The sequence below is a fragment of the Mesorhizobium sp. WSM3873 genome (assembly GCF_001672445.1).
In the GTDB taxonomy this organism is placed as follows: Bacteria; Pseudomonadota; Alphaproteobacteria; order Rhizobiales; family Rhizobiaceae; genus Mesorhizobium.
Genome location: NZ_LYTM01000055.1, coordinates 238,849 through 261,306, shown reverse-complemented (window position 1 = coordinate 261,306; position 22,458 = coordinate 238,849). Strand labels below are relative to the sequence as shown.

The 22,458-nt window shown below is 65.3% G+C and carries 27 protein-coding genes; 13 read left to right on the top strand and 14 right to left on the bottom strand.

The window, feature by feature from the left end; genetic code table 11:
- Window positions 1-7 precede the first annotated feature (7 nt).
- The 3 genes from A9K71_RS27290 to A9K71_RS27280 are packed head-to-tail and all read right to left on the bottom strand — an operon-like array spanning window position 8 to window position 2,761.
- A complete protein-coding gene (locus A9K71_RS27290) occupies window positions 8-913 on the bottom strand; it encodes an SDR family oxidoreductase (protein WP_067003223.1) in 906 nt (301 codons plus the stop codon).
- Between the two features lie 17 nt (window positions 914-930).
- Window positions 931-2,088 (bottom strand): tRNA epoxyqueuosine(34) reductase QueG, encoded by a 1,158-nt coding sequence (queG, locus tag A9K71_RS27285; RefSeq protein WP_067003221.1) that lies wholly within the window; start codon window positions 2,086-2,088, stop codon window positions 931-933.
- The gene (locus A9K71_RS27280; RefSeq protein ID WP_067003220.1) at window positions 2,069-2,761 is read right to left on the bottom strand and encodes a glutathione S-transferase family protein; all 693 of its coding nucleotides are present in this window, start codon (window positions 2,759-2,761) and stop codon (window positions 2,069-2,071) included. The genes queG and A9K71_RS27280 overlap by 20 nt, the downstream gene beginning before the upstream one ends.
- A 320-nt stretch (window positions 2,762-3,081) precedes the next feature.
- On the opposite strand from A9K71_RS27280, the gene A9K71_RS27275 reads away from it, so the two are divergent.
- On the top strand, window positions 3,082-3,888 hold the full coding sequence (locus A9K71_RS27275; RefSeq protein ID WP_067003217.1) for an undecaprenyl-diphosphate phosphatase: 807 nt from the start codon (window positions 3,082-3,084) through the stop codon (window positions 3,886-3,888).
- 35 nt (window positions 3,889-3,923) lie between these two features.
- On the opposite strand, the gene A9K71_RS27270 is transcribed toward A9K71_RS27275, so the two are convergent.
- Window positions 3,924-4,301, bottom strand: a complete 378-nt coding sequence (locus tag A9K71_RS27270; RefSeq protein ID WP_067003215.1) for a YraN family protein — start codon at window positions 4,299-4,301, stop codon at window positions 3,924-3,926.
- Complete coding sequence (gene rsmI, locus A9K71_RS27265; RefSeq protein ID WP_067003214.1) at window positions 4,294-5,190, bottom strand: 16S rRNA (cytidine(1402)-2'-O)-methyltransferase; 897 nt, start codon at window positions 5,188-5,190, stop codon at window positions 4,294-4,296. The genes A9K71_RS27270 and rsmI overlap by 8 nt, the downstream gene beginning before the upstream one ends.
- A gap of 153 nt (window positions 5,191-5,343) precedes the next feature.
- Here rsmI and A9K71_RS27260 point away from each other — a divergent pair, with 153 nt between their 5' ends.
- A complete protein-coding gene (locus tag A9K71_RS27260; protein ID WP_067003211.1) occupies window positions 5,344-5,541 on the top strand; it encodes a hypothetical protein in 198 nt (65 codons plus the stop codon).
- 7 nt (window positions 5,542-5,548) lie between these two features.
- Complete coding sequence (locus A9K71_RS27255) at window positions 5,549-5,737, top strand: hypothetical protein (protein ID WP_067003209.1); 189 nt, start codon at window positions 5,549-5,551, stop codon at window positions 5,735-5,737.
- Window positions 5,738-5,819: 82 nt separating this feature from the next.
- Here the strand turns inward: A9K71_RS27255 and A9K71_RS27250 are convergent, their stop codons facing one another.
- From A9K71_RS27250 to rph, 5 genes are all read right to left on the bottom strand, one after another.
- Window positions 5,820-6,143, bottom strand: coding sequence for a low molecular weight protein tyrosine phosphatase family protein (locus tag A9K71_RS27250; RefSeq protein WP_067003207.1), 324 nt, complete (start codon window positions 6,141-6,143; stop codon window positions 5,820-5,822).
- The gene (hemW, locus tag A9K71_RS27245) at window positions 6,140-7,318 is read right to left on the bottom strand and encodes a radical SAM family heme chaperone HemW (protein ID WP_067003205.1); all 1,179 of its coding nucleotides are present in this window, start codon (window positions 7,316-7,318) and stop codon (window positions 6,140-6,142) included. Before hemW ends, A9K71_RS27250 begins: the two co-directional genes overlap by 4 nt.
- Window positions 7,315-7,992, bottom strand: coding sequence for an RdgB/HAM1 family non-canonical purine NTP pyrophosphatase (gene rdgB / locus A9K71_RS27240; protein ID WP_067003203.1), 678 nt, complete (start codon window positions 7,990-7,992; stop codon window positions 7,315-7,317). Before rdgB ends, hemW begins: the two co-directional genes overlap by 4 nt.
- Window positions 7,993-8,403 (bottom strand): VOC family protein, encoded by a 411-nt coding sequence (locus A9K71_RS27235; RefSeq protein ID WP_067003201.1) that lies wholly within the window; start codon window positions 8,401-8,403, stop codon window positions 7,993-7,995.
- Between the two features lie 76 nt (window positions 8,404-8,479).
- The gene (gene rph, locus A9K71_RS27230) at window positions 8,480-9,196 is read right to left on the bottom strand and encodes a ribonuclease PH (RefSeq protein WP_067003199.1); all 717 of its coding nucleotides are present in this window, start codon (window positions 9,194-9,196) and stop codon (window positions 8,480-8,482) included.
- Between the two features lie 167 nt (window positions 9,197-9,363).
- Between rph and hrcA the strand changes: the two genes are divergently transcribed.
- The 6 genes from hrcA to A9K71_RS27200 all read left to right on the top strand — a co-directional run bounded on the left by hrcA (window position 9,364) and on the right by A9K71_RS27200 (window position 15,114).
- Window positions 9,364-10,446, top strand: coding sequence for a heat-inducible transcriptional repressor HrcA (gene hrcA, locus A9K71_RS27225; RefSeq protein WP_067003197.1), 1,083 nt, complete (start codon window positions 9,364-9,366; stop codon window positions 10,444-10,446).
- A 31-nt stretch (window positions 10,447-10,477) separates the two neighbouring features.
- Window positions 10,478-10,675 carry a hypothetical protein gene (locus A9K71_RS27220; protein WP_067003314.1) on the top strand — a complete coding sequence of 66 codons (198 nt, stop codon included), beginning with the start codon at window positions 10,478-10,480 and terminating at the stop codon, window positions 10,673-10,675.
- Window positions 10,676-10,785: 110 nt separating this feature from the next.
- Window positions 10,786-12,135, top strand: a complete 1,350-nt coding sequence (locus A9K71_RS27215) for a sorbosone dehydrogenase family protein (RefSeq protein WP_067003195.1) — start codon at window positions 10,786-10,788, stop codon at window positions 12,133-12,135.
- A gap of 112 nt (window positions 12,136-12,247) precedes the next feature.
- Window positions 12,248-12,865, top strand: coding sequence for a LysE family translocator (locus A9K71_RS27210; RefSeq protein ID WP_067003194.1), 618 nt, complete (start codon window positions 12,248-12,250; stop codon window positions 12,863-12,865).
- A gap of 188 nt (window positions 12,866-13,053) precedes the next feature.
- Window positions 13,054-14,034, top strand: a complete 981-nt coding sequence (cysK, locus tag A9K71_RS27205; protein ID WP_067003192.1) for a cysteine synthase A — start codon at window positions 13,054-13,056, stop codon at window positions 14,032-14,034.
- Window positions 14,035-14,484: 450 nt separating this feature from the next.
- A complete protein-coding gene (locus tag A9K71_RS27200; RefSeq protein ID WP_067003190.1) occupies window positions 14,485-15,114 on the top strand; it encodes a glutathione S-transferase family protein in 630 nt (209 codons plus the stop codon).
- A gap of 22 nt (window positions 15,115-15,136) precedes the next feature.
- Here A9K71_RS27200 and A9K71_RS27195 read toward each other — a convergent pair whose 3' ends face one another.
- Window positions 15,137-16,384 (bottom strand): DUF6596 domain-containing protein, encoded by a 1,248-nt coding sequence (locus A9K71_RS27195; protein ID WP_067003188.1) that lies wholly within the window; start codon window positions 16,382-16,384, stop codon window positions 15,137-15,139.
- Window positions 16,385-16,388: 4 nt separating this feature from the next.
- On the bottom strand, window positions 16,389-16,751 hold the full coding sequence (locus A9K71_RS27190; RefSeq protein ID WP_067003312.1) for a YciI family protein: 363 nt from the start codon (window positions 16,749-16,751) through the stop codon (window positions 16,389-16,391).
- 252 nt (window positions 16,752-17,003) lie between these two features.
- Between A9K71_RS27190 and A9K71_RS27185 the strand changes: the two genes are divergently transcribed.
- The 3 genes from A9K71_RS27185 to A9K71_RS27175 are packed head-to-tail and all read left to right on the top strand — an operon-like array spanning window position 17,004 to window position 20,502.
- Complete coding sequence (locus tag A9K71_RS27185; RefSeq protein WP_067003186.1) at window positions 17,004-17,963, top strand: TAXI family TRAP transporter solute-binding subunit; 960 nt, start codon at window positions 17,004-17,006, stop codon at window positions 17,961-17,963.
- A 38-nt stretch (window positions 17,964-18,001) separates the two neighbouring features.
- Window positions 18,002-20,128, top strand: a complete 2,127-nt coding sequence (locus A9K71_RS27180) for a TRAP transporter permease (protein WP_067003183.1) — start codon at window positions 18,002-18,004, stop codon at window positions 20,126-20,128.
- Entirely contained in the window at window positions 20,125-20,502 is a 378-nt protein-coding gene (locus tag A9K71_RS27175; protein WP_067003181.1) for a DUF1850 domain-containing protein, read from the top strand. Before A9K71_RS27180 ends, A9K71_RS27175 begins: the two co-directional genes overlap by 4 nt.
- Before the next feature lie 192 nt (window positions 20,503-20,694).
- On the opposite strand, the gene A9K71_RS27170 is transcribed toward A9K71_RS27175, so the two are convergent.
- Window positions 20,695-21,147, bottom strand: coding sequence for a DCC1-like thiol-disulfide oxidoreductase family protein (locus A9K71_RS27170; RefSeq protein WP_067003179.1), 453 nt, complete (start codon window positions 21,145-21,147; stop codon window positions 20,695-20,697).
- Window positions 21,148-21,342: 195 nt separating this feature from the next.
- Window positions 21,343-21,489 (bottom strand): hypothetical protein, encoded by a 147-nt coding sequence (locus A9K71_RS30945; protein WP_082980733.1) that lies wholly within the window; start codon window positions 21,487-21,489, stop codon window positions 21,343-21,345.
- Between the two features lie 398 nt (window positions 21,490-21,887).
- Between A9K71_RS30945 and A9K71_RS27165 the strand changes: the two genes are divergently transcribed.
- Window positions 21,888-22,394, top strand: coding sequence for a ferritin-like domain-containing protein (locus A9K71_RS27165; protein ID WP_067003177.1), 507 nt, complete (start codon window positions 21,888-21,890; stop codon window positions 22,392-22,394).
- Window positions 22,395-22,458 lie beyond the last annotated feature (64 nt).

Here is a 22,458-nt window from a genome sequence, read left to right as displayed (position 1 = left end):
GCTTCGCTCACGAGCGTTTCATCGGGCTGCGCGGCTCTCCGTCCCGCCAGTTGCCGTCGGCCCACATCCGCTCCAGCGCCACCCGATAATTCGGCAAACGAAAGCTGTAGCCGGCCGCTTTGATCGCGGCGTTGGCGACGCGCTTGTTCTCGCCGTAGAAGGACCGCGCCATGGGCGAAAGTTGCGCGGTTTCGAAGGGGATTTCCGGCGGCGCCTCCACGCCCATCAGCCCGGCGGCGTAGGCGACGACATCCTCCGGCGGCGCCGGCTCGTCGTCGGTGACATTGAAGATGCCGCCGCGATTCCTATCGGCCAGGTGCCACAGGGCGCTGGCGATGTCCTCGCAATGGATGCGGTTGAAGACCTGGCCGGGCTTGACCAGGCGCCTCGCGGTGCCGTCCTCGAGATTGACCAGCGCGTTGCGGCCCGGGCCGTAAATGCCGGAAAGCCGCAGGATCGCTACCGGCTTTCCGATTTCCCGCCCAAGAGCCAGCCATTCCTGTTCGGCCGCCACCCGCATTACCGAGCGCTTCGAAACCGGCCTGCACTCGGCGCTCTCGTCCACCCAGGCGCCGCCATGGTCGCCGTAGACGCCGACAGTGGAAAGATAGCCGATCCATTTGAGCGCCGGCATCTTGGCCCGGATCGCCTCGCCTGCCGCGTTGAGCACCGGATCGCCCGCTTCGTCCGGGGCGACCGAGATGATAAGATGTGTTGTGTGCCGAAGCGCGTCGCTGATTTCCGCCGTCAACGAACCGTCGAAGCTTGACGGCTCGATGCCCGCCTCTCGCAAGGCCTCGAACTTTCCCGGCGATCGCGTCGTCCCAAGGATCGGCGCGCCATCTTCATTGGCTCTCGCAAAAGCCTTGCCGGAATAGCCGGCGCCGAAAATGAAGAAGCGTCTCTCGCCCATCAATTAAATCCTCTTCTTCAATGGTCCTTTGCGGGAACCGGCAGCGCTGACAGCCATTCCTCGCGCACCGTTGCATCGCCTTCGGCCTGCAAGGCCGATGCGGCGAGCTCCGCAAAATCGCGCCGCGGCATCAGTCGCGATAGCGCCCATACTGCCGCACCCCGCACCAGGGGCGAGCCGTCGTCGATCAGGCCGCGCGCGACCGGCGTCAGCGAAGCATCGTCCGAATTGCCGGCGGCGATCAGCGCGTTGCGGATGAAACGGTCGCGGCCGATGCGCTTGATCGGCGAGCCGGAGAAAAACGAGCGGAACGTCGCATCGTCGAGCAACAGCAGCTCCGACAGCCGTGGCTCGCGCAGATCTTCGCGAGCGGCAAGCTTGGCCTCGGCGGCGACGCTGGCGAATTTGTTCCACGGACACACGGCGAGGCAGTCGTCGCAGCCATAGATGCGGTTGCCGATCGCCTCGCGAAATTCGCGCGGGATCGGCCCCTTGTTCTCGATGGTGAGGTAGGAGATGCAACGCCGCGCATCGAGCCGGTAGGGCGCCGGGAAGGCATCGGTCGGGCAGATGTCGAGGCAGGCGCGGCAGGAGCCGCAATGGTCGATCTCGGCTTTGTCCGGCTCAAGCTCGGCCGTGGTGAAGATGGTGCCGAGGAACAGCCATGAGCCATGCTCGCGGCTCACCAGGTTGGTGTGCTTGCCCTGCCAGCCCAACCCCGCGGCTTCGGCAAGCGGCTTTTCCATCACCGGCGCCGTGTCGACGAAGACCTTCACGTCGCCGCCGGCCCGCGCGACGATCTTGCCCGCGATTTCCTTCAGCCGACCTTTCATCACATCGTGATAGTCGCGATTTTGCGCGTAGACCGAGATCGCACCGCGATCGTGTTTGTCGAGGACATCGCGCGGATCCCGGTCCGGACCATAGTTCATGGCGAGCACTATGATCGAACGCACTTCCGGCCACAGCGTCGAAGGCTCGGCGCGCCGCCCGATCGTCTCGGCGATCCAGTCCATCGAGCCGTGAAATCCCTCGGCGACAAACTCGGCCAGGCGCGCGGGAGCCAGCGGGATCGCGTCCGGCCGGGTGACGGCAACGGCGTCGAAGCCGGCGCGGCGCGCCTCCGCGTCGATCAGCGCGCGCAGCTTCGTCGTGTCAGAAATCGAGGTCCGCATAATGCGATACCGGCGACAGGCCGCGCACGCGATCGGTGAGCAGCGGCCGGAACGACGGCCGTGATTTCACGCGAGTATACCATTCGCGCGCCGCCGCGTGCTCGCGCCAGTCGATCTCGCCGAGATAGTCGAGCACGGAAAGCGTCGCGGCCGCGGCGAGGTCGGCATAGGTCACCTTGTTGCCGGCCAGCCAATGACGCGTGCCCGCCAGCCAGTTGGTGTATTTCATGTGCTGGCGGATGTTGGCGCGCGCGGCGCGGATCGCGCCCGAATCGGGTGAGCCGCCGCCCGCCGTCTCCGGCATCACCGGCTTCAGCACCCGCTCGCGCACCAGATGGCGGGTGACCTCGCTTTCGGCCTTGCTGAGATACCAGTCGGTCAGTCGCCGGATTTCGGCGCGCTGCATCGGGTCCTCGGCAAACAGCCGCCTGTCGCGCTTCAGCACCCCGCGTGTCTCGTCGAGATATTCGGCAATCACCATGGCGCCGACGATTGGCACGTCGCCTTCGGCCAGCAGGATCGGCAGCGTGCCGGCCGGATTGAGCGCCAGAAACTCCTTGCGCCGGGTCCAGGGCTTCTCCTCGATCAAGGCCAGCTCCTCGCCATACTCGCCGAAGGCGAGGCGGACGAACCGGCAGGTGGCGAACATCGGGTGGTGAAAAAGCGTCAGCATGGTTCCGCGATGATAGGGCGCACTAGTGTGGTGGATTTGAAGTTCCTGCACCCTCAATGGCATCAGCGTCCAGGAACTTCAAATCCAAAACCACACTAGAACTCAAAGTTGACAGTGTGGCTCAGAATCCGGCATTCGCACAGTGCGCTGCTCCGACGTGCGGCGAATTCCGGATTGCCACACTGGCGAATCGGTGTGAGCGCCGGTAAGTCTTGGCGGCCCGATTCCAGGGACTGTCATGTGTTGCGACCTATAGGGGGACTTCCGCGCCATGACAAGCAAGCCCTTCCCCTTAGCCGTCACTCGAAGCAGAGGTTGCCATGGAAAGCCAGACCATCGTCGAAGCGCTGCTGCTTGGTCTGATCGAGGGCCTGACCGAATTCATCCCGGTCTCGTCGACCGGCCACATCCTGCTCGCCGGCCATTTCCTCGGCTTCCATTCGACCGGCAAGGCCTTCGAGATCCTGATCCAGCTCGGCGCGATTCTTGCGATCTTGAGCGTCTATTTCCGCCGCCTCTGGAAGATGCTGCTCGAACTGCCGCATGACCGTCTGACAAGGCATTTCGCCATCGGCATCCTCATCGCCTTCCTGCCGGCGGCGGTCATCGGCGCGTTGGCGCATGACTTCATCAAGACCTTCCTGTTCGAATCGCCGCGCCTGATCTGCATCATGCTGGTCATCGGCGGCGTGGTGCTGCTCGCCGTCGACCGCATGACCCTGAAGCCCGTCTACCGCGACGTCGAGCGCTTTCCGACCAGGCTTTATCTGCAGATCGGCCTGTTCCAGTGCCTGTCGCTGATACCCGGCACCTCGCGCTCCGGCTCGACCATCGTCGGCGCGCTGCTCTTGGGCGTCGACAAGCGCGCGGCGGCGGAGTTTTCCTTCTTCCTCGCCATGCCGACCATGGTCGGGGCCTTCGCCTTCGATCTGTTCAAGAACCGCAACGTGCTGACCTCGGCCGACCTGCCGATCATTGCCGTCGGCTTCATCGCCGCCTTCGTCACCGCGCTCTTCGTGGTGCGCTTCCTGCTCGATTACGTCTCGCGCAGGGGCTATTCACTGTTCGGCTGGTGGCGGCTGGTGGTTGGCGGGCTAGGACTGGTGGCGCTGATGATCTGGGGGTGAGCTTACTCTCCCCACAAGTTGGGAGGGTAAGCTACTCAATTCCGCCCGTAAAACGCATTCTCGACATGCACCGGCCAGCGCCAGGGCAGCACCGCCACCATGTCGAAGCGTACCGACAGCCGGCCATAGTCCGGCTGGCGCGACAGCCAGAGGTCGGCGGCACCCTCGATGCGCCGTTCCGAGGCGTGGGCGATCGCTTCCATCGCCTCCATCAGCGTGCGCCGCGCCTTGACCTCGACGAACAGCACAAGGTCGCCGCGCCTGGCGATCAGGTCGATCTCGCCGAGCTTTGTGCGATGGCGGCGCGCAAGGATGCGATAGCCCTTCAGCATCAGCGCCAGCGCCGCCAGCCATTCGCCGCGATGGCCGCGCCGATAGGCTTTTCGCCGATAAACGACGGTGCGCTCAGCCACCGCCGTCCGCCTTCAGCTCGATCAGCCGGCGGTAGAGCGCCTGTTTCTGGCCACCGGTCATTTTCGCCGCTTCCGCCGCCGCCTTGGAGGCCGGCATTTCGGCGGCTAAAGACAACAGCAGCCGGTCGATGTCGGCCGGCTGGTCCTCGGCCGCCTCCGGCGGGCCGACGCAGACCACGATTTCGCCTTTGGGCGTCTCGGCCGCCGCGTAGTGATCGGCAAGCTCTCCGAGCGTCCCCGTTCGCATCTCCTCAAACGCCTTGGTCAGCTCGCGGCCAATCGCCGCTTTGCGCGCTCCGCCAAGCGCTTGCGCCATCGCAGCAAGCGTCTCGGCCAGCCGGCGCGGCGATTCATAGAAGATGAGCGTCGCCGGCACCTGCCTGAAGCTTTCGAGCTTGGTGAGCCTCTGGCCCGCCTTGGCCGGCAAGAAGCCGGCGAACAGAAAGGCGTCGGAAGGCAGGCCGGAAGCGGTCAGTGCGGCAAGCGCCGCCGACGGTCCGGGCACCGGAATAACGCGTATGCCGCGCTCCAGCGCCTCGCCGACCAGCCGGTAGCCGGGATCGGAAACCAGCGGCGTGCCGGCATCCGAGATCAGCGCCACGCTCTGTCCGGCAGCGAGCGATTCGATCAGCTTCGGCCCGGCCTCGGCGGCATTGTGCTCGTGATAGGCCGTGGTGCGCCGGCGAATGCCGTAGCGTTCGAGCAGCACGCGCGAGACGCGGGTGTCCTCGCAGGCAACGATGTCGGCGCCGGCCAGCGTCTCCAGCGCTCGCAGCGTGACATCGGCGAGATTGCCAATCGGCGTCGCCACCAGATAGAGCGCCGGCTCCAGCGGCCGCGCCGCAATTTCGGTCTGCCCGATTACATAGCTGCGTTTGTCGCCGGTCAATTGAGGCCCTCCCCACGCGCCACTGTTTGCCACGGCTGATCTGCGGTTGCAAAACGTGATGGCGATGCAAGGGAATCGCCATGCCTTTGCCACGATGCGGAACCAAACCGCATAAGGCGGATTTTACCGCTGATTCCCGAGGAGGAGGACAGGATGGACAGCCTGATCATTCAAGACGCTTTCACGCCCTATTATTCGGGCTGCAAGCGCTTTGCCGGATCGGAGAAGGTTGCCGGTTCGGAGGATCGGGAACCCTCCGCCAGGACAAAGGACAAGGAAGCGATGAAGCCGCTTCCAAGCCCCGCGGTTCAAGACGCCTCGACCGAAACCGAAAGCACGACGGAGCACTGACCGGACGATGCCCAATCGCTTCGACATTTTCATCACACGACTCGAAAGCAAGACCGCCCGCGAGGGCATTCCTTCCCATCCGATCGCCGCCCAGCACGGGAACCGCCGCGACAAGACCGACCTGAAGCAAGGCCGCTCCGGCGATGCGCATGCGGAAAAGGATCGCGGGAAGCAGCGTCAGAAGCACGACGCCTAGAGCAGCTGCGACGCTTCGCGATCTCTCGCCTCATCCCAGGCGGAGCGAGGAACGAAGCGCCATGCTTGGCGCCTGACGCCATTCAGCCCAGATATTTAGTGACCTTCGCCTCGAGCAGCCGCACCAGTTCCGGATCCATGAACGCATAGTTGTCCGGGATGTCGAGGCAGATCACCCGTGCCCGCATCAAGCTTGACCGGAACTTCTTCTGCAGCTTGACGCGATGCGCCTTCTCCATGACGAAGATGATCTCGGCCCACGCGACCAGCTCATGCGTCAGCGGGTTGTCCGCGTCGTGATTGGTGCCGGCCGATTCGACCTCGAGGTCGCGGCGCCTGGAAAACACCTGCTCGGCGGTGGGGCTGCGCAGGCGGTTCTGGCTGCAGACGAAGAGAACCTTTTTCACCGCGCGAGGTCTGCCACCACCGCATCGAGCACGATCATGCCGGCGGTCGTGGCGCGGAGGCGGGCGTTGCCGACCGGCGCCACCAGCCCCTCTTCCTGCAGCACCGACAATCGGTCGCTCGCCAGACTACGCCCGGCAAGCGTCTCGTAGCGCTGGAGGTCGATGCCCTCGGCCAGCCGCAGCCCCATCAATAGGAACTCGTCGGCTTCTTCGGCGCGCGTCAGCACCTCGCCGCCGGTGACGCCATGGCTCCTGGCTTCGACCAGGTTGGCCCAGGTCTCAGGCATCTTTTCCGCGACCGTCACGGTACGGCGGCCGTTCTCGACGAAGCGGCCATGCGCGCCGGGTCCGACGCCGACATATTCGCCGTAGCGCCAATAAGTCAGGTTGTGCCGGCTTTCCGCGCCCGGCCGCGCGTGGTTGGAGATTTCGTAGGCCGGAAGCCCGTGCGCCGCGGTCACCTCCTGCGTCAGCGCGTAGAGGTCGGCGGCATGGTCGTTGTCGGGCAGGACGAATTTTCGCGCTGAGTGGAGTGCATGGAACGGCGTGCCCTCCTCGATCGTGAGCTGATAGAGCGACAGGTGGTCGGCGGCGTGGCCGATCGCTTCCTCAAGCTCTGAAGCCCAAGCCTCGGGCGTCTGGCCGGGCCGCGCATAGATCAGGTCGAAGGAGAGCCGCGGAAAGATTTCCCGCGCCAGCCCGATGGCGTGCAGCGCCTCCTCGACATTGTGCAGCCGGCCGAGGAAGCGCAGGTCCTTGTCGTTCAGCGCCTGCACGCCGAGCGAGACACGGTTGACGCCGGCCGCCCGATAACCGCGGAAGCGCTCCGCCTCGACCGAGGACGGATTGGCCTCCAGCGTCACCTCGATCCCGGCAGGCACCGTCCAGTTCTTCGCTACGGCTTCCAGAACCGCTGACACCGTTTCCGGCTTCATCAGCGACGGCGTGCCGCCGCCGAGGAAGACGCTGGTCACCTCGCGCGGCCCGGTGCGGGCGCGCATCGTCTTGAGCTCCGTCTCGAAGGCCCGCGCAAAACGCTCCTGGTCGACCGGCTGGTGGCGAACGTGGCTGTTGAAGTCGCAGTAAGGGCATTTGGCCGCGCAGAACGGCCAATGGATATAGACGCCGAAGCCGGGGCTGCGGTCGAGCGGCATGGTCTGGCCTGTCCCAATCATTTTGACCTGAGCCGCGCCAGATCCAGCCGCGCCAAATCCAAGCGGGCTTGGGCAAACTTCTGGAAGGCGCGGGCGCGGTGCGACAGGGCTGTTGCCTGGCCGGGCTTCCAGCCATGCTTTTGCTCGGCGCTCATGTCGCCAAAAGTCTTGGCGAAGCCGTTGGGCAGGAACACCGGATCGTAGCCGAAGCCGAGCGTGCCGCGCGGCGGCCAGACCAGCGTGCCTTCGGCCTCGCCGCGGTAATATTCGGCCTCGCCATCGGGAAAGGCGAGGCAGATGACCGCGACGAAACGGCCGGTGCGCTGCGCCGGCTCGGTCGCGCCGACCTCCTGCAACGCCACTTCGGTGCGCTGCATGGCCATGCCGAAATCGCGTGTGCCGTCCGCCGTCTCGGCCCAGTTGGCGGTGTAGACGCCGGGCGCCCCGTCGAGCGCGTCGACGCAGAGCCCCGAATCGTCCGACAGCGCCGGCAGGCCGGTGGCCTTGGCGGCGGCATAGGCCTTGATATAGGCATTCTCCTCGAAGGTCGTGCCGGTCTCGTCCGGTTCCGGGAGGCCGTAATCCTTGGCCGACTTCGCCTCGAAGCCGAACGGGGCCATTAAGTCGGCGAATTCGCGCAGCTTGCCTTCATTGTGGCTGGCGACGACGATCTTTTGTCCGTTCAAAGAATGCATTCAGAGACCCCAGATCCTTGGTTCGGCGAACTCGATCGAATTGCCCGAAGGGTCGCGGATATAGATCGAATGTCCGCCCTGCGGCCACTCGAAATCGCTTTCGATGGCGATGTTCTTGGCCGCCAGATGCTTGCGCCATTCGGCAATCTCGGCTGCAGTCGCGGTGAAGCAAAGATGTCCCTCGCCGACCGTGCCGTGCGGCGGCACCTTCAGCCTGGCGTCGGGCGCCGGCGGAATTTTCGTCGCCTCGGCATTGAAGATGAGCAGCACGCCGTTGCCGCAGCGGAAGAAGACGTGGCGGCCTTCGACCTTGCCCAGCGGATCCAGGCCGAGGATGTCGCGGTAGAAGGCTTCGGCAGCGGTTAGGTCTGTGACGTAGAGCGCTGATTCCAGAATCGCGGAGGGAGTCACGAAGCACCCCCCTCTGCCCTGTCGGGCAGATGGCCGGCAGGCCAGAGGGGGGTGCCTAGGCTCGGCATTCGAAAACCTACGCCACCGCCATCTGCTGCAGGCTGACCAGCCGAGAAATACCCTTCTTGGCCAGTCCCATCAGTGCCGAAAACTGCTCTTCGGAGAAGGGCTCGCCTTCCGCCGTGCCCTGGATCTCGACGATGCCGCCCTTGCCGGTCATGACGAAATTGGCGTCGGTGCCGGCCGAGGAATCCTCGAGATAATCGAGATCGATGACCGGCTGTCCGTCATGGATGCCGCAGGAGATCGCCGCGACATGGTCCTTGAGCACCTTGGAAACGCTGGCCATCTGGCGCGCTTCCATCCAGCGCAGGCAATCGTATAGCGCCACCCAGCCGCCGGTGATCGAGGCGGTGCGGGTGCCGCCGTCGGCCTGGATAACGTCGCAGTCGACGGTGATCTGCTGTTCGCCCAGGGCCTGCAGGTCGACAACGGCGCGCAACGAACGACCGATCAGCCGCTGGATCTCCAGCGTGCGGCCGCCCTGCTTGCCGGCGGAAGCCTCGCGGCGCATGCGCTCGCCCGTCGAGCGCGGCAGCATGCCGTATTCGGCCGTAACCCAGCCCTTGCCGGAATTGCGCATCCAGGCCGGCACCTTTTCCTCCAGGCTCGCCGTGCACAGCACATGCGTGTCGCCGAACTTCACCAGGCACGAGCCTTCGGCATGCTTGGAGACGCCGCGCTCGAAGGAGATGGCGCGCATTTCGTCGGGCTGGCGTTTGGAGGGGCGCATTCGGCCTTCTTTCCTATGGTTTTGGATTCGTCGGCGGCTTGTAGACGCATGCGATGGATGGCGCAAAGGAAAAGGGCGCCAAGGAAACTCCGCGCAAAGGGAAAATGGCCCGGGTTGCGCCAGGGAGGCTTAAGTCTATATCTTCCAATAGGAGGTTTTTCGCTGGAATGAACAAGGCAGTCGATCCCGCATCGCAGCCGCCCGTGCTTCAGTCGCTCGACATGCGCTCGCGCGACATCTTCCGGCGGATTGTCGATTCCTATCTGCGCGACGGCGAGCCGGTCGGCTCGCGCAGCCTGTCGCGCATCCTGCCGTCGTCGCTGTCACCGGCCACCATCCGCAACGTGATGAGCGACCTCGAGCATCTGGGGCTGATCTACGCGCCGCATATCTCGGCCGGGCGCCTGCCGACCCAGACCGGCCTGCGCTTCTTCGTCGATGCCTTCATGGAGCTCGGCGATCTGTCGGACGACGAGCGCCGCGTCATCGAGGCGCAGGTGCGTGCCTCGGGCTCGGGCGCGACGCTGGAGCATATGCTGACAGAGGCCAGCCAGATGCTCTCCGGCATGTCGCGCGGCGCCGGCCTGGTGCTCGCCGCCAAGAACGAGGTGGCTCTGAAGCACATCGAGTTCATCCAGTTGGAACCCACCAAGGCGCTCGCCGTCCTCGTGTCGCAGAGCGGCGATGTCGAGAACCGCGTTGTCGACCTGCCGGCCGGTATCACCGTCTCGCAGCTGCACGAGGCCTCGAACTTCCTCAACGCCCATATCCGCGGCCGCACGCTGGCCGAGGCCCGGGTCGAGATCGCGCGCATCAAGGACGAGACCAGGGCGGCTCTCGACACGCTGTCGCAGGAACTGGTCGAGAAGGGCCTCGCCGTCTGGGCCGGCGCCGAAAGCGGCCTGCCGGCGCGCCTCATCGTGCGCGGCCGCGCCAATCTTCTGGAAAACGTCACCGCCCAGGCCGATCTCGAATTGCTGCGCCATCTGTTCGAGGATCTGGAAACGCAGGACGGACTGCTGCAGCTCCTCGACCTCGCCGAGGAAGGTCCGGGCGTGCGCATCTTCATCGGCTCGGAGAACAAGTTGTTTTCGCTGTCCGGTTCGTCGCTCGTGGTCGCGCCCTATCGCGACAAAGATGCGCGCGTCGTCGGCGCGCTCGGCGTCATCGGCCCGACGCGATTGAACTATGCCCGCATCGTCCCGATGGTCGACTATACGGCCCAGTTGATTTCGCGCATGCTGAGGTAGGCGAGCGGGAAACGTCGCAAGGAGGGTGGAAATGGCGCTGGAATCGTTCAAGGCCCAGATCAGCCTGCTGCTCGAGGAGATGGTGAACCAGCCGGAAGACGATCACGAGATCCAGGAGCTACTGCGCGAGAAGCTCAGGGAAATGCGCGCCATGGGCCTGCCGCTGCCGGCCGATCTGGTCGCGTTGGAAAAGCAGCTCGACGACGATCTGGATATCGAAGAGAGCTGAACTGCCGGCGTTTCCCGTCAAAATCCGCATGCCCGGCTTCTCTTTTGGAAAGCCTGCCCGATATTCGCTGTCTGGTTGCTGATGCACGTTGGCGAATAACGGAGAACAGCATGATACGCATTGCCGGCCTTGCCGCCCTCGCTTTGTTCCTGGCCTCCGGCGCCGTCGCGCAGCAGGCCGATCAGCCCTTGCTCACCGGCAAAAAGGCCTTCGGTGACTGGAAGGCCGACCGGCCCGGCGTGCGGCGCCTCATCAGGCCCGACGATCTCCCGAAGCCGAATGTCGCCGAATCCGCCTCGAACGGCGGCGGTGTCACCGATCGCCCCGAGGATGCCACGCCAGCCCTCCCACCCGGCTTTTCGGCCGAGCTGGTGGCTTCGGGCATCAGCAGCCCGCGTGTCGTGCGCACGGCGCCGAACGGCGATCTCTTCGTCGCCGACAGCAGGGCGAACCAGGTCCGCGTCTATCGACTGGCCGAAGGCAGCGCCAAGTCCGCCGAGAAGTCGGTCTTTGCCAAAGGCCTGACCCGGCCCTACGGCATCGCCTTCTATCCGCCGGGCGACAAGCCGCAATGGGTCTATGTCGCCAACAGCAACAGCGTCGTCCGCTTTGCCTATCGCGACGGCGACCTCAAAGCTTCCGGCGAGCCCGAAACGATCGTCTCGGACATCCCGTCGAGCCATCACTGGACGCGCGACATCGCCTTTTCGCCCGACGGCAAAACGCTCTATCTCTCGGTCGGCTCGGGCTCGAATACCGCGGAGGGCATGGGAGCGAGGCCGAAGGGCGGCGTCGAAGAATGGGCGAGATCGGCACCGCTCGGCGCTACCTGGGGCGCGGAGGAAGGCCGAGCGGATGTGCTCGCTTTCGATCCTGACGGCAAGAACCGCAGGATGGTCGCCACCGGCCTGCGCAACTGCTCGGGCATGACGGTGCAGCCGGCCACGGGCGCGCTCTGGTGCGTCGTCAACGAACGCGACGAGCTCGGCGACAACGTGCCTTTCGAATATGCGACCGCCGTCAAGGAGGGAGCCTTCTATGGCTGGCCCTGGTACTATATCGGCGACAACGAGGATCCGCGCCACAAAGGCGCGCGGCCCGATCTCGCCGGCAAGGTCACGGTTCCGGACGTGCTGATCCAGGCACATTCGGCGCCGCTCAACATCGCCTTTTACGAGGGCGGCAACTTCCCGGCCGACTATAAAGGCGACGCCTTCGTCACCCTGCACGGCTCGTGGAACCGCAATGTCCGCACCGGCTACAAGGTGGTGCGGCTGAAGTTCAAGGACGGCAAGCCGACCGGCGAGTATGAGGATTTCGCCACCGGCTTCGTCATCGCGGACGATGCGGTCTGGGGCCGGCCGGTCGGTGTCGCGGTGGCGAAGGATGGATCGCTGATCATGACCGAGGACGGCAACGGCACGATATGGCGCGTCACCTACGGCGACGGCCGGTCCTGAAGCGGCGCTGGTGCAACCGAATCCGGCCGCAAGGCAATTAACGCCGCCCCGACGCCGTGGTAGGAGGCCGCCGCTCTGGATCCCGATCTCGGGATAGCGTTGGGTTCAAACCATGACACTGACAGGATTTCTCGCCTACAGCGCCGCCCTCGGCGTCGCCGCCGCCATTCCGGGCCCCGGCGTGACTGCGCTTGTTGCCCGCGCGCTCGGCTCCGGCTTCCGTTCGTCGCTGGCTATGTCGTTCGGTCTCATGCTCGGCGACATTACCTACCTCACCGCCGTCGTGCTTGGCCTCGCCTTCGTCGCCCAGACCTTCGGCATGGTGTTTCTCGCCATCAAATGGGCGGGCGTCGCTTATCTCGCCTTCCTTGCCTGGCGCTTCTGGACGAGCGGCATCTCGCCCGAAACGGTCGAGGCGCGGAAGAGCAAGAGCGGCCTGGCGTCGAGCTTCATCGCCGGGCTGACGGTGACGCTCGGCAACCCGAAGACGATGATCTTCTATCTCGCCATCACGCCGACCATCGTCGACCTGAAGACGATCACGCCGGCCGACTACGGCATCCTCGTCGCGCTGACCGTCGTCGTGCTGTTCGTGGTGCTGGTCCCTTATCTGGCGCTGGCTGCCAAAGCGCGCTGGTTCCTGAAATCGCCGCGCGCGCTGAAGGTGCTGAACCGCACCGCCGCCGGCTTCATGATGGGAGCGGCAGCCGCCATCGCGGCCCGTCAATAAGGCCCATTCTCAACCGGCCCCCATTTCGGGGAAAGCGTCCCCAAAACGGGCCGATCCAAAAAATGCATTTCCGGCGCGGGGAGGTTTTCAGCAATCGCCCCACTCGGAAATTTTGGGCGAGCAGCCTATCTTGCGCGGCTGAAAGCCTTATTCTGTTTGCCTATGCCTTTGCCTTGGGAGCGAAACCAATGAACAAGCCCGTCACCTCCGCGCGCGTCCCCGGCCGCGGCCGCATCTTCAACTCGATCACCGAGACGATTGGAGACACGCCGCTGGTGCGGCTGGATAAGTTCGCCAAGGAGAAGGGCGTCGTCGCCAACCTGCTGGCCAAGCTTGAATTCTTCAACCCGATCGCCTCGGTCAAGGACCGCATCGGCGTCTCGATGATCGAGGCGCTGGAGGAGGCCGGCAAGATTGCGCCGGGCAAGACCACGCTGATCGAGCCGACCTCCGGCAACACCGGCATCGCGCTGGCCTTCGCCGCCGCCGCCAAGGGTTACAAGCTGATCCTCACCATGCCGGAGACAATGTCGGTCGAACGTCGCAAGATGCTGGCGCTGCTCGGTGCCGAATTGGTGCTCACCGAAGGCCCGAAAGGCATGAAGGGCGCCATCGCCAAGGCCGACGAGCTTGCCGCGACGCTGCCCAACGCCATCATCCCGCAGCAGTTCGAGAACCCGGCCAATCCGGAAATCCACCGCCGCACCACGGCGGAGGAGGTCTGGAACGACACCAATGGCGAGGTCGACATCTTCGTGGCCGGCATCGGCACCGGCGGCACCATCACCGGCGTCGGCCAGGTGCTGAAGAAGCGCAAGCCTTCGCTGCATGTGGTGGCAGTCGAGCCGGAAGCCTCGCCGGTGCTCTCCGGCGGCCAGCCCGGCCCGCACAAGATTCAAGGCATCGGCGCCGGCTTCGCGCCCAAGATCCTCGACACCACGATCTATGATGAGATCGTCAGGGTCTCGAACGAGGATTCGGTCGCCAATGCGCGCCTCGTCGCCCGCCTCGAAGGCGTGCCGGTCGGCATATCGTCGGGTGCCGCGCTGCAGGCGGCGATCGTCGTCGGCTCGCGGCCGGAAAACAAGGACAAGAACCTCGTCGTCGTCATTCCGTCCTTCGCCGAGCGCTATCTCTCGACGATCCTGTTCGACGGGCTGGGGGCCTAGGCGCTCATCCCTCGAGGAATGGCTTTCAGCCCCTCACGGTCGTAGTCCCAGGGCGAAGCAGGAGCGAAACTCCGTCGCGTCGATCCTGGCATCCACGCCGTGACCGTGGCCGGAAATGCCACGGTCCAGAATGGATACCACCTGTCTTATCCGAGATTAACCGAGCCGCTGTTCCTCCTCCGCAGAAAGATCCGCAACGCTTGTGACGTGGAGACGCCAAGGCATGGGCCCCGGGTCTGCGCGCGTCGCTTTGCTCCTTGCTCCGCCCGCGAATGACGAAGTCGGGAGCGCCACAGCCAATCTCAAGAGCTTGCGGACAAGCGGCACTCCCGGGATGATGCAAGCTGGATCGCTCAAAAAGCGTCTGTGGCAAGCGGAGCCCGGCTTGAGGAAGGCGCCGCTTCCGGTTCAAATCGCCGCCGGCCTCGAATCGGCCGGCGGGAGGATTTTATGTACAAGCTTTACACGCGTCCCGGCAGCGGCGGCTTCGTCGTCGAGGCGGCCTTGGCCATGGCCGGCGCACCTTTCCGGCAGATCGACGTGCCGAAAAAGGATCCGCCCGATCCGGCTTTCCTCGCCATCAGCCCGCTGAACCAGGTGCCGGCGCTGACATTGCCCGACGGCCGGTCGATGACCGAATCGGCAGCGATCTGCATCCTGCTCGCCGAGCGTCATCCGGAAGCGCATCTGGCGCCGCAAGCGGGCTCGCCGGCGCGCGCCGATTTCCTGCGCTGGATGGCCTTCATGTCGTCGGCGCTCTATCCCGCGATCCTGAGGCTCTATTACCCCCACCGCTACACGGCCGACGCCGATAGCGTGCAGGTGGTCAAGGAGGCGGCTATCGCGGAAATGGATCGCGGCTTTGCCATTGTCGACAGCGTGCTCGCCGGCCGTGAGTGGCTGGCCGGTGAGGAACTTTCGCTTGTCGACATCTATCTCGTGATGCTGGTGGCCTGGCATCCCGACACCAAGAGCGCTCGCGTGGCCTGGCCGAACATCGAACGGCTGTGGGGCAAGTTGCGCCAGCATGCGATCATGCGGAAACTGAACCTTTCTCATGAGATGTGGCCGCAGGACTAGTTGCGAGAACTGGTGTCTCGCCTCAGTTGCGGACTAGCTTCCCCCGCTCGGCCTGCAGGAAATGGCGCAAGGCCGGATCGCGCTCGAGGCCGATCGCCCGGTCGTAAGCCTCGGCGGCCTCGGCCGTCCTGCCGAGCCTGGCTAAGAGCTCGGCCCGCGCCGCCCAATAGGGCTGGTACTCGCCAACCCGCTTATCGCCGCCGATCTCGTCGAGCGCGGCAAGACCCTCGGCTGCGCCCTCGGCTTCGGCGATCGCCACGGCGCGGTTGATCGCCACCACCGGCGAACCGGCAATCGCCATCAGCGCGTCGTAAAGCTGGCGGATCGCGGCCCAGTCGGTGCGGCCGCTCCGCCGCCTTGCCGTGTGCGCCGACTGGACCGCAGCCTCCAATTGGTAGCGGCCGATGGTTCCCCTGATCGCGGCGCGCCTGAGCAGCACTTCCGCCTCGTCGATCAGCTTGTCGTCCCAAAGCGCCACGTCCTGCTCAGCCAGCGGCACGAAGTCGCCGTCGGGACTGCGCCGCGCCGTGCGCCGCGCTTCGGCGAAAAGCATCAGCGCCAGGAGCCCGAGCGTTTCCGGCTCGTCCGGGATCAGCGACGCGACCAGCCGGCCGAGCCAGATGCCTTCCGTGGCCAGGTTGCGTCGGCGCGTCTCGGTGCCGGCCGGATCCGACCAGCCCTCGGCGAAGGTGGCGTAAATCGCTTCCAGCACCGCCTCGAGCCGCTCGCCGAGCTCGGCCCGCTCCGGTACCCGGAAGGGGATGCCGGCCTCGCGGATGCGGCTCTTGGCGCGCACCAGGCGCTGGCCCATCGTCGTCGGCGAGACCAGAAAGGCCGAGGCGATGGTTGCGGCGTCGAAGCCAAGCACGGTCTGCAGGATCAGCGGCGCGCGTACGCTGGCCTCGATCGCCGGATGTGCGCAGGCAAACATCAGCCTCAGCCGCTCGTCGGGCAAATCCTCGTGCGTCATGCGCGCCTCCGCCTCTTCGGCAATCAGCTGCAGGTGGCCGCGGGCCGCCTCGCCGGTCAGCCGCCGCCGCACGGCGTCGACGTCGCGGCGGCGCGCCACCGCCAGCAGCCAGGCCTCCGGCTTTTCGGGCACGCCGCTCTTCGGCCAGCGCTCCAGTGCGGCGGCGAACGCGTCGGCCAGCGCGTCCTCGGCGCCGGCAACGTCGCGCATGCGAGCAGCGAGATAGGCAACCAGCTTGCCGTAGCTCTGCCGGGCGGCCGCCTCGGCCGCCGCCCGCGCCGTCTCCGGGCGCTTGTCCATATTGCTAGGACCGGTAGTCGGTCATTTCCCAGATCGGCCGCACCTCGACCGTGCCGGTGCTGGCTGCCGGGCAGCGCGCGCCCCATTCCATCGCGGTGTCGATGTCGGTCGCTTCGATCATGTAGAAGCCGGCAAGCTGTTCCTTTGTGTCGGCATAGGGACCGTCGAGCACATTGGTCTTGCCGTCGGCGAGCCGTATCGAAGTGGCCGCCTGGGTCGGGCGCAGCCTTTCGCCGGCAAGGTACGCGCCGGATTTCTTCAAGGCTTCGGTATAGGCACCGTAGGCGGCAAGCGTCTGTTCGGTCTTGTCGCGCGGCGCATTCGCCATTGCCGCTTCGTCATTGTAGATCAAAAGCATGTATCGCATGGTCTTCTCCGTTTTCTCGAAGGCCGCGTCGTCGCGGGCCGACCTATGTCGTGCGGCCACGGCCGATTTCGACAGGCGCCGCGAAAATCTTTCGCCTCCAAAGCACTCGAGCGCAAGCCGGCGCTTTCGCCACCCCTCGATCGTTCGTCTAATGGCTGCAATTGCGGGTTGGCATTTGGCGCCTCCTGTCTAAACTCCCAGCTTCGCGCCGGCAGAGGCGGCGCGGCGCGACCATCAGGAGGAGGAAACCAAATGCTCGATTTCAGGACGAAATTTGTTGCCGCCGGCGCTTTGGCATTGTCGCTCGGCCTCGGCGCCATGTCGGCCGGGGCACAGGAATTCATCACCGTGCTGACCGGCGGCACGTCGGGCGTCTACTATCCCCTCGGCGTCGCGCTGTCGGAAATCTACGGCAAGGGCATCGAAGGCGCCCGCACCCAGGTGCAGGCAACCAAGGCATCGGTCGAGAACCTCAACCTGCTGCAGCAGGGCAAGGGCGAGATCGCCTTCGCGCTCGGCGATTCCGTCAAGCTCGCCGCCGAAGGCAACACCGAAGCCGGCTTCCCCGGCAAGCTCGACAAGCTGCGCGGCATCGCCGCCATCTATCCGAACTATATCCAGATCGTCGCCAGCAAGGAGTCCGGCATCAAGACCCTCGCCGACCTCAAGGGCAAGAGCCTGTCGGTCGGCGCGCCCGCCTCCGGCACCGAGCTCAACGCCCGCGCCATCTTCGCCGCCGCCGGGCTGAAATATGAGGATCTTGGACGGGTCGAGTACCTGCCATTCGCCGAGTCGGTCGAGTTGATCAAGAACCGGCAGCTCGACGCCACGCTCCAATCGGCGGGCCTGGGCGTCGCCTCGATCCGCGATCTCGCAACTTCGGTGCCGATCAACGTCGTCGCCGTGCCGGCCGAGGACGTCGCCAAGATCGGCTCGCCCTATCTTTCGGTGATCATTCCCAAGGGCACCTATGAGGGCCAGACCGAGGATGTCGCCACCGCCGCGGTCGGCAATTTCCTTGTCACCCGGGCCGATGTTTCCGACGAGACCGCCTATCAGATGACCAAGCTGATGTTCGAGCATCTCGACCAGCTCGCCGCCGCCCATGCCGCCGCCAAGGCGATCGATCCGGCCAAGGCGCTGGACGGCATGCCGGTGCCGCTGCATCCCGGCGCGGAGAAATATTACAAGGAAAAAGGGCTGATCAAGTAAGCGAGGATGGCGCGGCAGTCTGCTATGGAGCGCCTCGGATGAGCAAAGCAACGTCTGGAACAACGACCGACGGCAATTCGACCACTTTTCATCTCCCTGTCGCCGAAGAACAGGTCGAAGGCCTGCCGCCGGGCTTCGGCGGCGGCATCGCCGGCAAGGCGGCCTTCCTAATTGCCGTCGCCTTCTCCGTTTTCCAGATCTACATCGCCGCCTATGGCAGCCTGCCCAGCCAGGTGGTACGCGCCATGCATGTCGGCTTCCTGCTGCTGCTCGGCTTCGGCCTGATCGCCAACCTGCGCGCCACCGGCGTAGCGGCGAAGGCCGCGTTCTGGTCGCTCGGCGCGCTCGGCTTCGGCACCGGCCTCTACAACTGGGTCTTCTACGCCGACCTCATCCGCCGCTCCGGCTTCCTCACCACGCCGGACCTGATCGTCGGCACGCTGCTGGTGGTGCTCGTCTTCGAAGCGGCAAGGCGGCTGATGGGGCTGCCGCTCGCGGTGATCGCCTTCATCTTCCTCGCCTATTGCTTCGTCGGCAATCACCTGCCGCCGCCCTTCATCCATCGCGGCTACGATTTCGCCCAGCTCGTCGACACCTTCGCCTTCGGCACCGAAGGCATATACGGCACGCCGGTCTATGTCTCGGCGGCCTACATCTTCATCTTCGTCGTCTTCGCCGCCTTCCTCGAACGCGCCGGCATGATCGCGCTGTTCAACGATTTCGCGCTTGGCCTGGTCGGCTCCTGGCGTGGCGGTCCGGCCCAGGTCTGCGTGCTCTCCTCGGCGCTGATGGGCACCATCTCCGGTTCGGGCGTCGCCAATGTCGTGGCGAGCGGCCAGTTCACCATTCCGCTGATGAAACGCTTCGGCTTCCGCTCGGCCTTCGCCGGCGCCGTCGAGGCGACGTCCTCGATGGGCGGCCAGATCATGCCGCCGGTGATGGGCGCGGTCGCCTTCATCATGGCCGAGACGCTGAACGTCCCTTACGCCGAGGTGGTGAAGGCGGCGATCATTCCGGCGTTGCTCTATTTCGGCGCCTGTTTCTGGCAGGTGCATCTGGAGGCGGGCAAGGCCGGCCTGCACGGCATGGCCAAGGCCGAACTGCCCAATCCCTGGGACGCGGTGCGGCAGCACTGGCCGCTGGTGCTGCCGCTTGCCGTGCTGGTTTACCTGCTCTTCGCCGGTTATACGCCGATCTTCGCCGGCACCATGGGCCTGGCGCTGACCATCGTGCTGATCCTCGGCACGCCGCTGGCGGCGCTGATCGGACCGTTCGCCTTCCGCGTCGTCTTCTGGCTGGCGCTCGGCCTTGCCGCCGCCTCCTTCATGCGCTTCGGCGTCAACATCCTCGGCCTCGTCATCGCGGCGCTCATTGTCGCCTGCGTCACTTTCAAGGGCGGTCGCGAGACGCTGCGCATCTGCGTCGAATCGCTTGCCGAAGGGGCGAAGAACGCGCTGCCTGTCGGCATCGCCTGCGCCATCGTCGGCATCGTCATCGGCACGCTGACGCTGACCGGCATCGCTTCGACCTTCATCGGCTGGATCATCTCCATCGGCGAGAACAATCTGTTCCTGTCGCTGCTGCTCACCATGCTCACCTGCCTGGTGCTCGGCATGGGCATCCCCACCATCCCCAACTACATCATCACCTCCTCGCTCGCCGGCCCGGCGCTGCTGTCGCTCGGCGTGCCGCTCATCGTCAGCCACATGTTCGTCTTCTATTTCGGCATCATGGCTGATCTCACCCCACCGGTGGCGCTCGCCGCTTTCGCCGCGGCGCCTATGGCCAAGGAAAGCGGGCTGAAGATCGGCATCCAGGCGACGAAGCTCGCCATCGCCGGTTTCGTCGTGCCGTTCATGGCCGTCTACACGCCGGCGCTGATGCTGCAGGATGCAGGCCCGATCGCGGCTTCGTTCGGCTATCCGGTCGAGGTCGCCTACATCGTCGCCAAAGCCTGCATGGGCATCGTGCTCTGGGGCGCCGCCGCCGTCGGCTTCCTCGCCCGCCGCATGGCCTGGTGGGAGCGCCTGGTCGCCTTCGCCGCCGGCGTGCTGCTGGTGGCGGCGCTGCCGCTCACCGACGAAAGCGGCTGGGCGCTGGCGCTGCTCTGGATCGGCTGGCACCGCTGGCGCGCGCGCCAGGCATCCGCGGCCGGCCCTGCATGAGCCTGTGCATCCTCGCAGCCGGCAAGTCGGTGACGCTTGCCGTTGCCGCCTTTACCTTGTCCTGGACACATTCGGTGGAACGGACGCGCTGGCAAGAGCACTGGAAGGTGACGCCGGCAGGTCTGCGCGTCGTCGAAGCGCGCGTCAAGGGCTCCGGCGCCGGCATGGAGCCGCCGGAAGGCTCGGTGCTGCGGGACGGATGGTGGGTCTATGCGCCACGGATCGGGCCACAGCCGCGGCTGGTGCTCGCGGCCTCCGGCGCAACCGGGGGAGGCTGGACCTTGTGCACGGCCAAGGGCTGTCGCGAGCTTGGCGGGACGGCCGGGGATACGGTCGCGCTCGAAGCCTGCGCCGGTTCGAGCCAGCCGCGATAAAATCCGCGTCGCGATCGAAAATCACCGGCGCGAGCCTGGCCTTGGTACCTTTGCAATAGGCCTCCGCCTCGGCGAGCGAGCGGCCGGCGACGAGCAAGGTCAGACGCGGCTCGCTCTCCAGCAACTGCACGATGCGTCCGCCGAAGGTGCCGTAACCGCGGACAATCAGAAGCTTCATCCGACCCTCCGATCTCAACTGATCAGCCGCTGCCGCAGCTCGGCGGAGGGGATCTCGCAGCTGTGTTTGCGGCCGAACAGCGCATAGCGGTTCTTGGCGATGCGGTCGTACAGCCAGTCGCGCAGCGGCCGCGGCAGGACGAGCAGCAATCTCGCGGCGCGCCACGGCCAGCCGAGCGCCGCCATGACGGCGACGAAACTGTCGAGCTTCGTGAAGGCGGCGCCGTCGATGATGGCGAGGTTGCTGTCGTAATCCTCGGTCGGCAGGCCGTGCTCACGAAACAGCGCCTCGCCGAGCGGCGATTGCGCGGTGGCGAAGCGGAAGCGTTTGTTCCGGTCGATCTTGAGGACGATCTGGACGAAGCCCGAGCAGAACACACAGACGCCGTCGAACACGAGCAGCGGCTGGCGGGCATCGTAAGCTTGGCCTGGGAGAAGGGGACGTTTCTGTTCGGACAGGTCGGTCATGTCGGCCCCGGCTGCTTGTGCCCCTAGGCACTAAGCTAGGGGGACACTAAGCCAGCCGGCGGCGGCGTCAAAGTCGCGGCGTTGTCGCACGCCTGCCGTCGACGACGGCGGGGCGCTCGTCACGATAGGTCGTGGCGCGGGTGTTGTCGGCCGGCTTGCAGATCCGGCTGTTGTGGCGGCTGTCGAGCATCGTGGTCAGTGCGTGCCGATGCCGAGCGAGTTGCCGCGGCGCGCGCAGGCCGGGCCCGGGCCGCGCATGTAATAGCGCTCGGGCCGATAGGTCGGCGCGACGAATTCGCGGATGGCGGCGGCATAGCCGGCGATGTGGTTCCAGAAGTTCATTTTTCCTGTCCCTGTCCCGTTTTCGGATGTCCCTTCCGAATTGCGGGGATCATAGCCTCGAGGCGTGAATAGTCGGTGAACGCGATGTTAATTTCTGGTCCGAAACGCGTTGCATCGTGGCTGGAATGCGGCTGATTCGCGGTCTTTCGAAGCCTTTTGTCGCGTTTCCCGCTCGTGTGACTTTTGCATCACATATGTTTCGTCTCTATGTCGCTTGGGCGCGCTTCTGTTTCACGCATCGAAGGTGGCTTGAAATTTCCGTGCGGCGTCGTCCGCCGGCAGGAACCTGCCCTGCGCGGTGACGTTGATCGATCAAGGCCGGGGCCGAAACCCGGCCGCGTTGGCGGCGGACCGGCCGCGCAACTTCCGGACAACACCAGACATGGAAGGCAACCGCCATGGGTTTCTTTTCGAAAGACATCAAGACGCTGGACGACCTCTTCGTCCACACGCTGCGCGACATCTATTATGCCGAAAAACAGATCGAGAAATCGCTGCCGAAGATGATCGACAAGGCGACGGATTCGCAATTGAAAGCCGGTTTCGAGAAGCATCTCGCGCAGACCAAGGGCCACATCGAACGGGTCGAGCAGGTATTCGAGCTGCATGGCGTCAAGGCCAAGACCGTCAACTGCCCCGCCATCGACGGCATCCTCGAGGAGGCTGACGACGTGAGCGGCGACGTGGAGGACAAGGAGGTCCTCGATGCCGCGCTGATCGCCTCGGCTCAGGCCGTCGAGCATTACGAGATAACGCGCTACGGCACGCTGATCGCCTGGGCCAAGCAGCTCGGCCGCAGCGACTGCGCCAATGTGCTGGCCAAGAACCTCAAGGAAGAAGAGGCGACCGACCGCAAGCTCACCGAGATCGCGGAAAGCAAGGTCAATCTGCAGGCTGCCGAATAACTAATTGTGAGCCCGAAAGGCCGGCGGACAGCCGCCGGCCTTTCGCCTGCCCGGAACCGAAGCG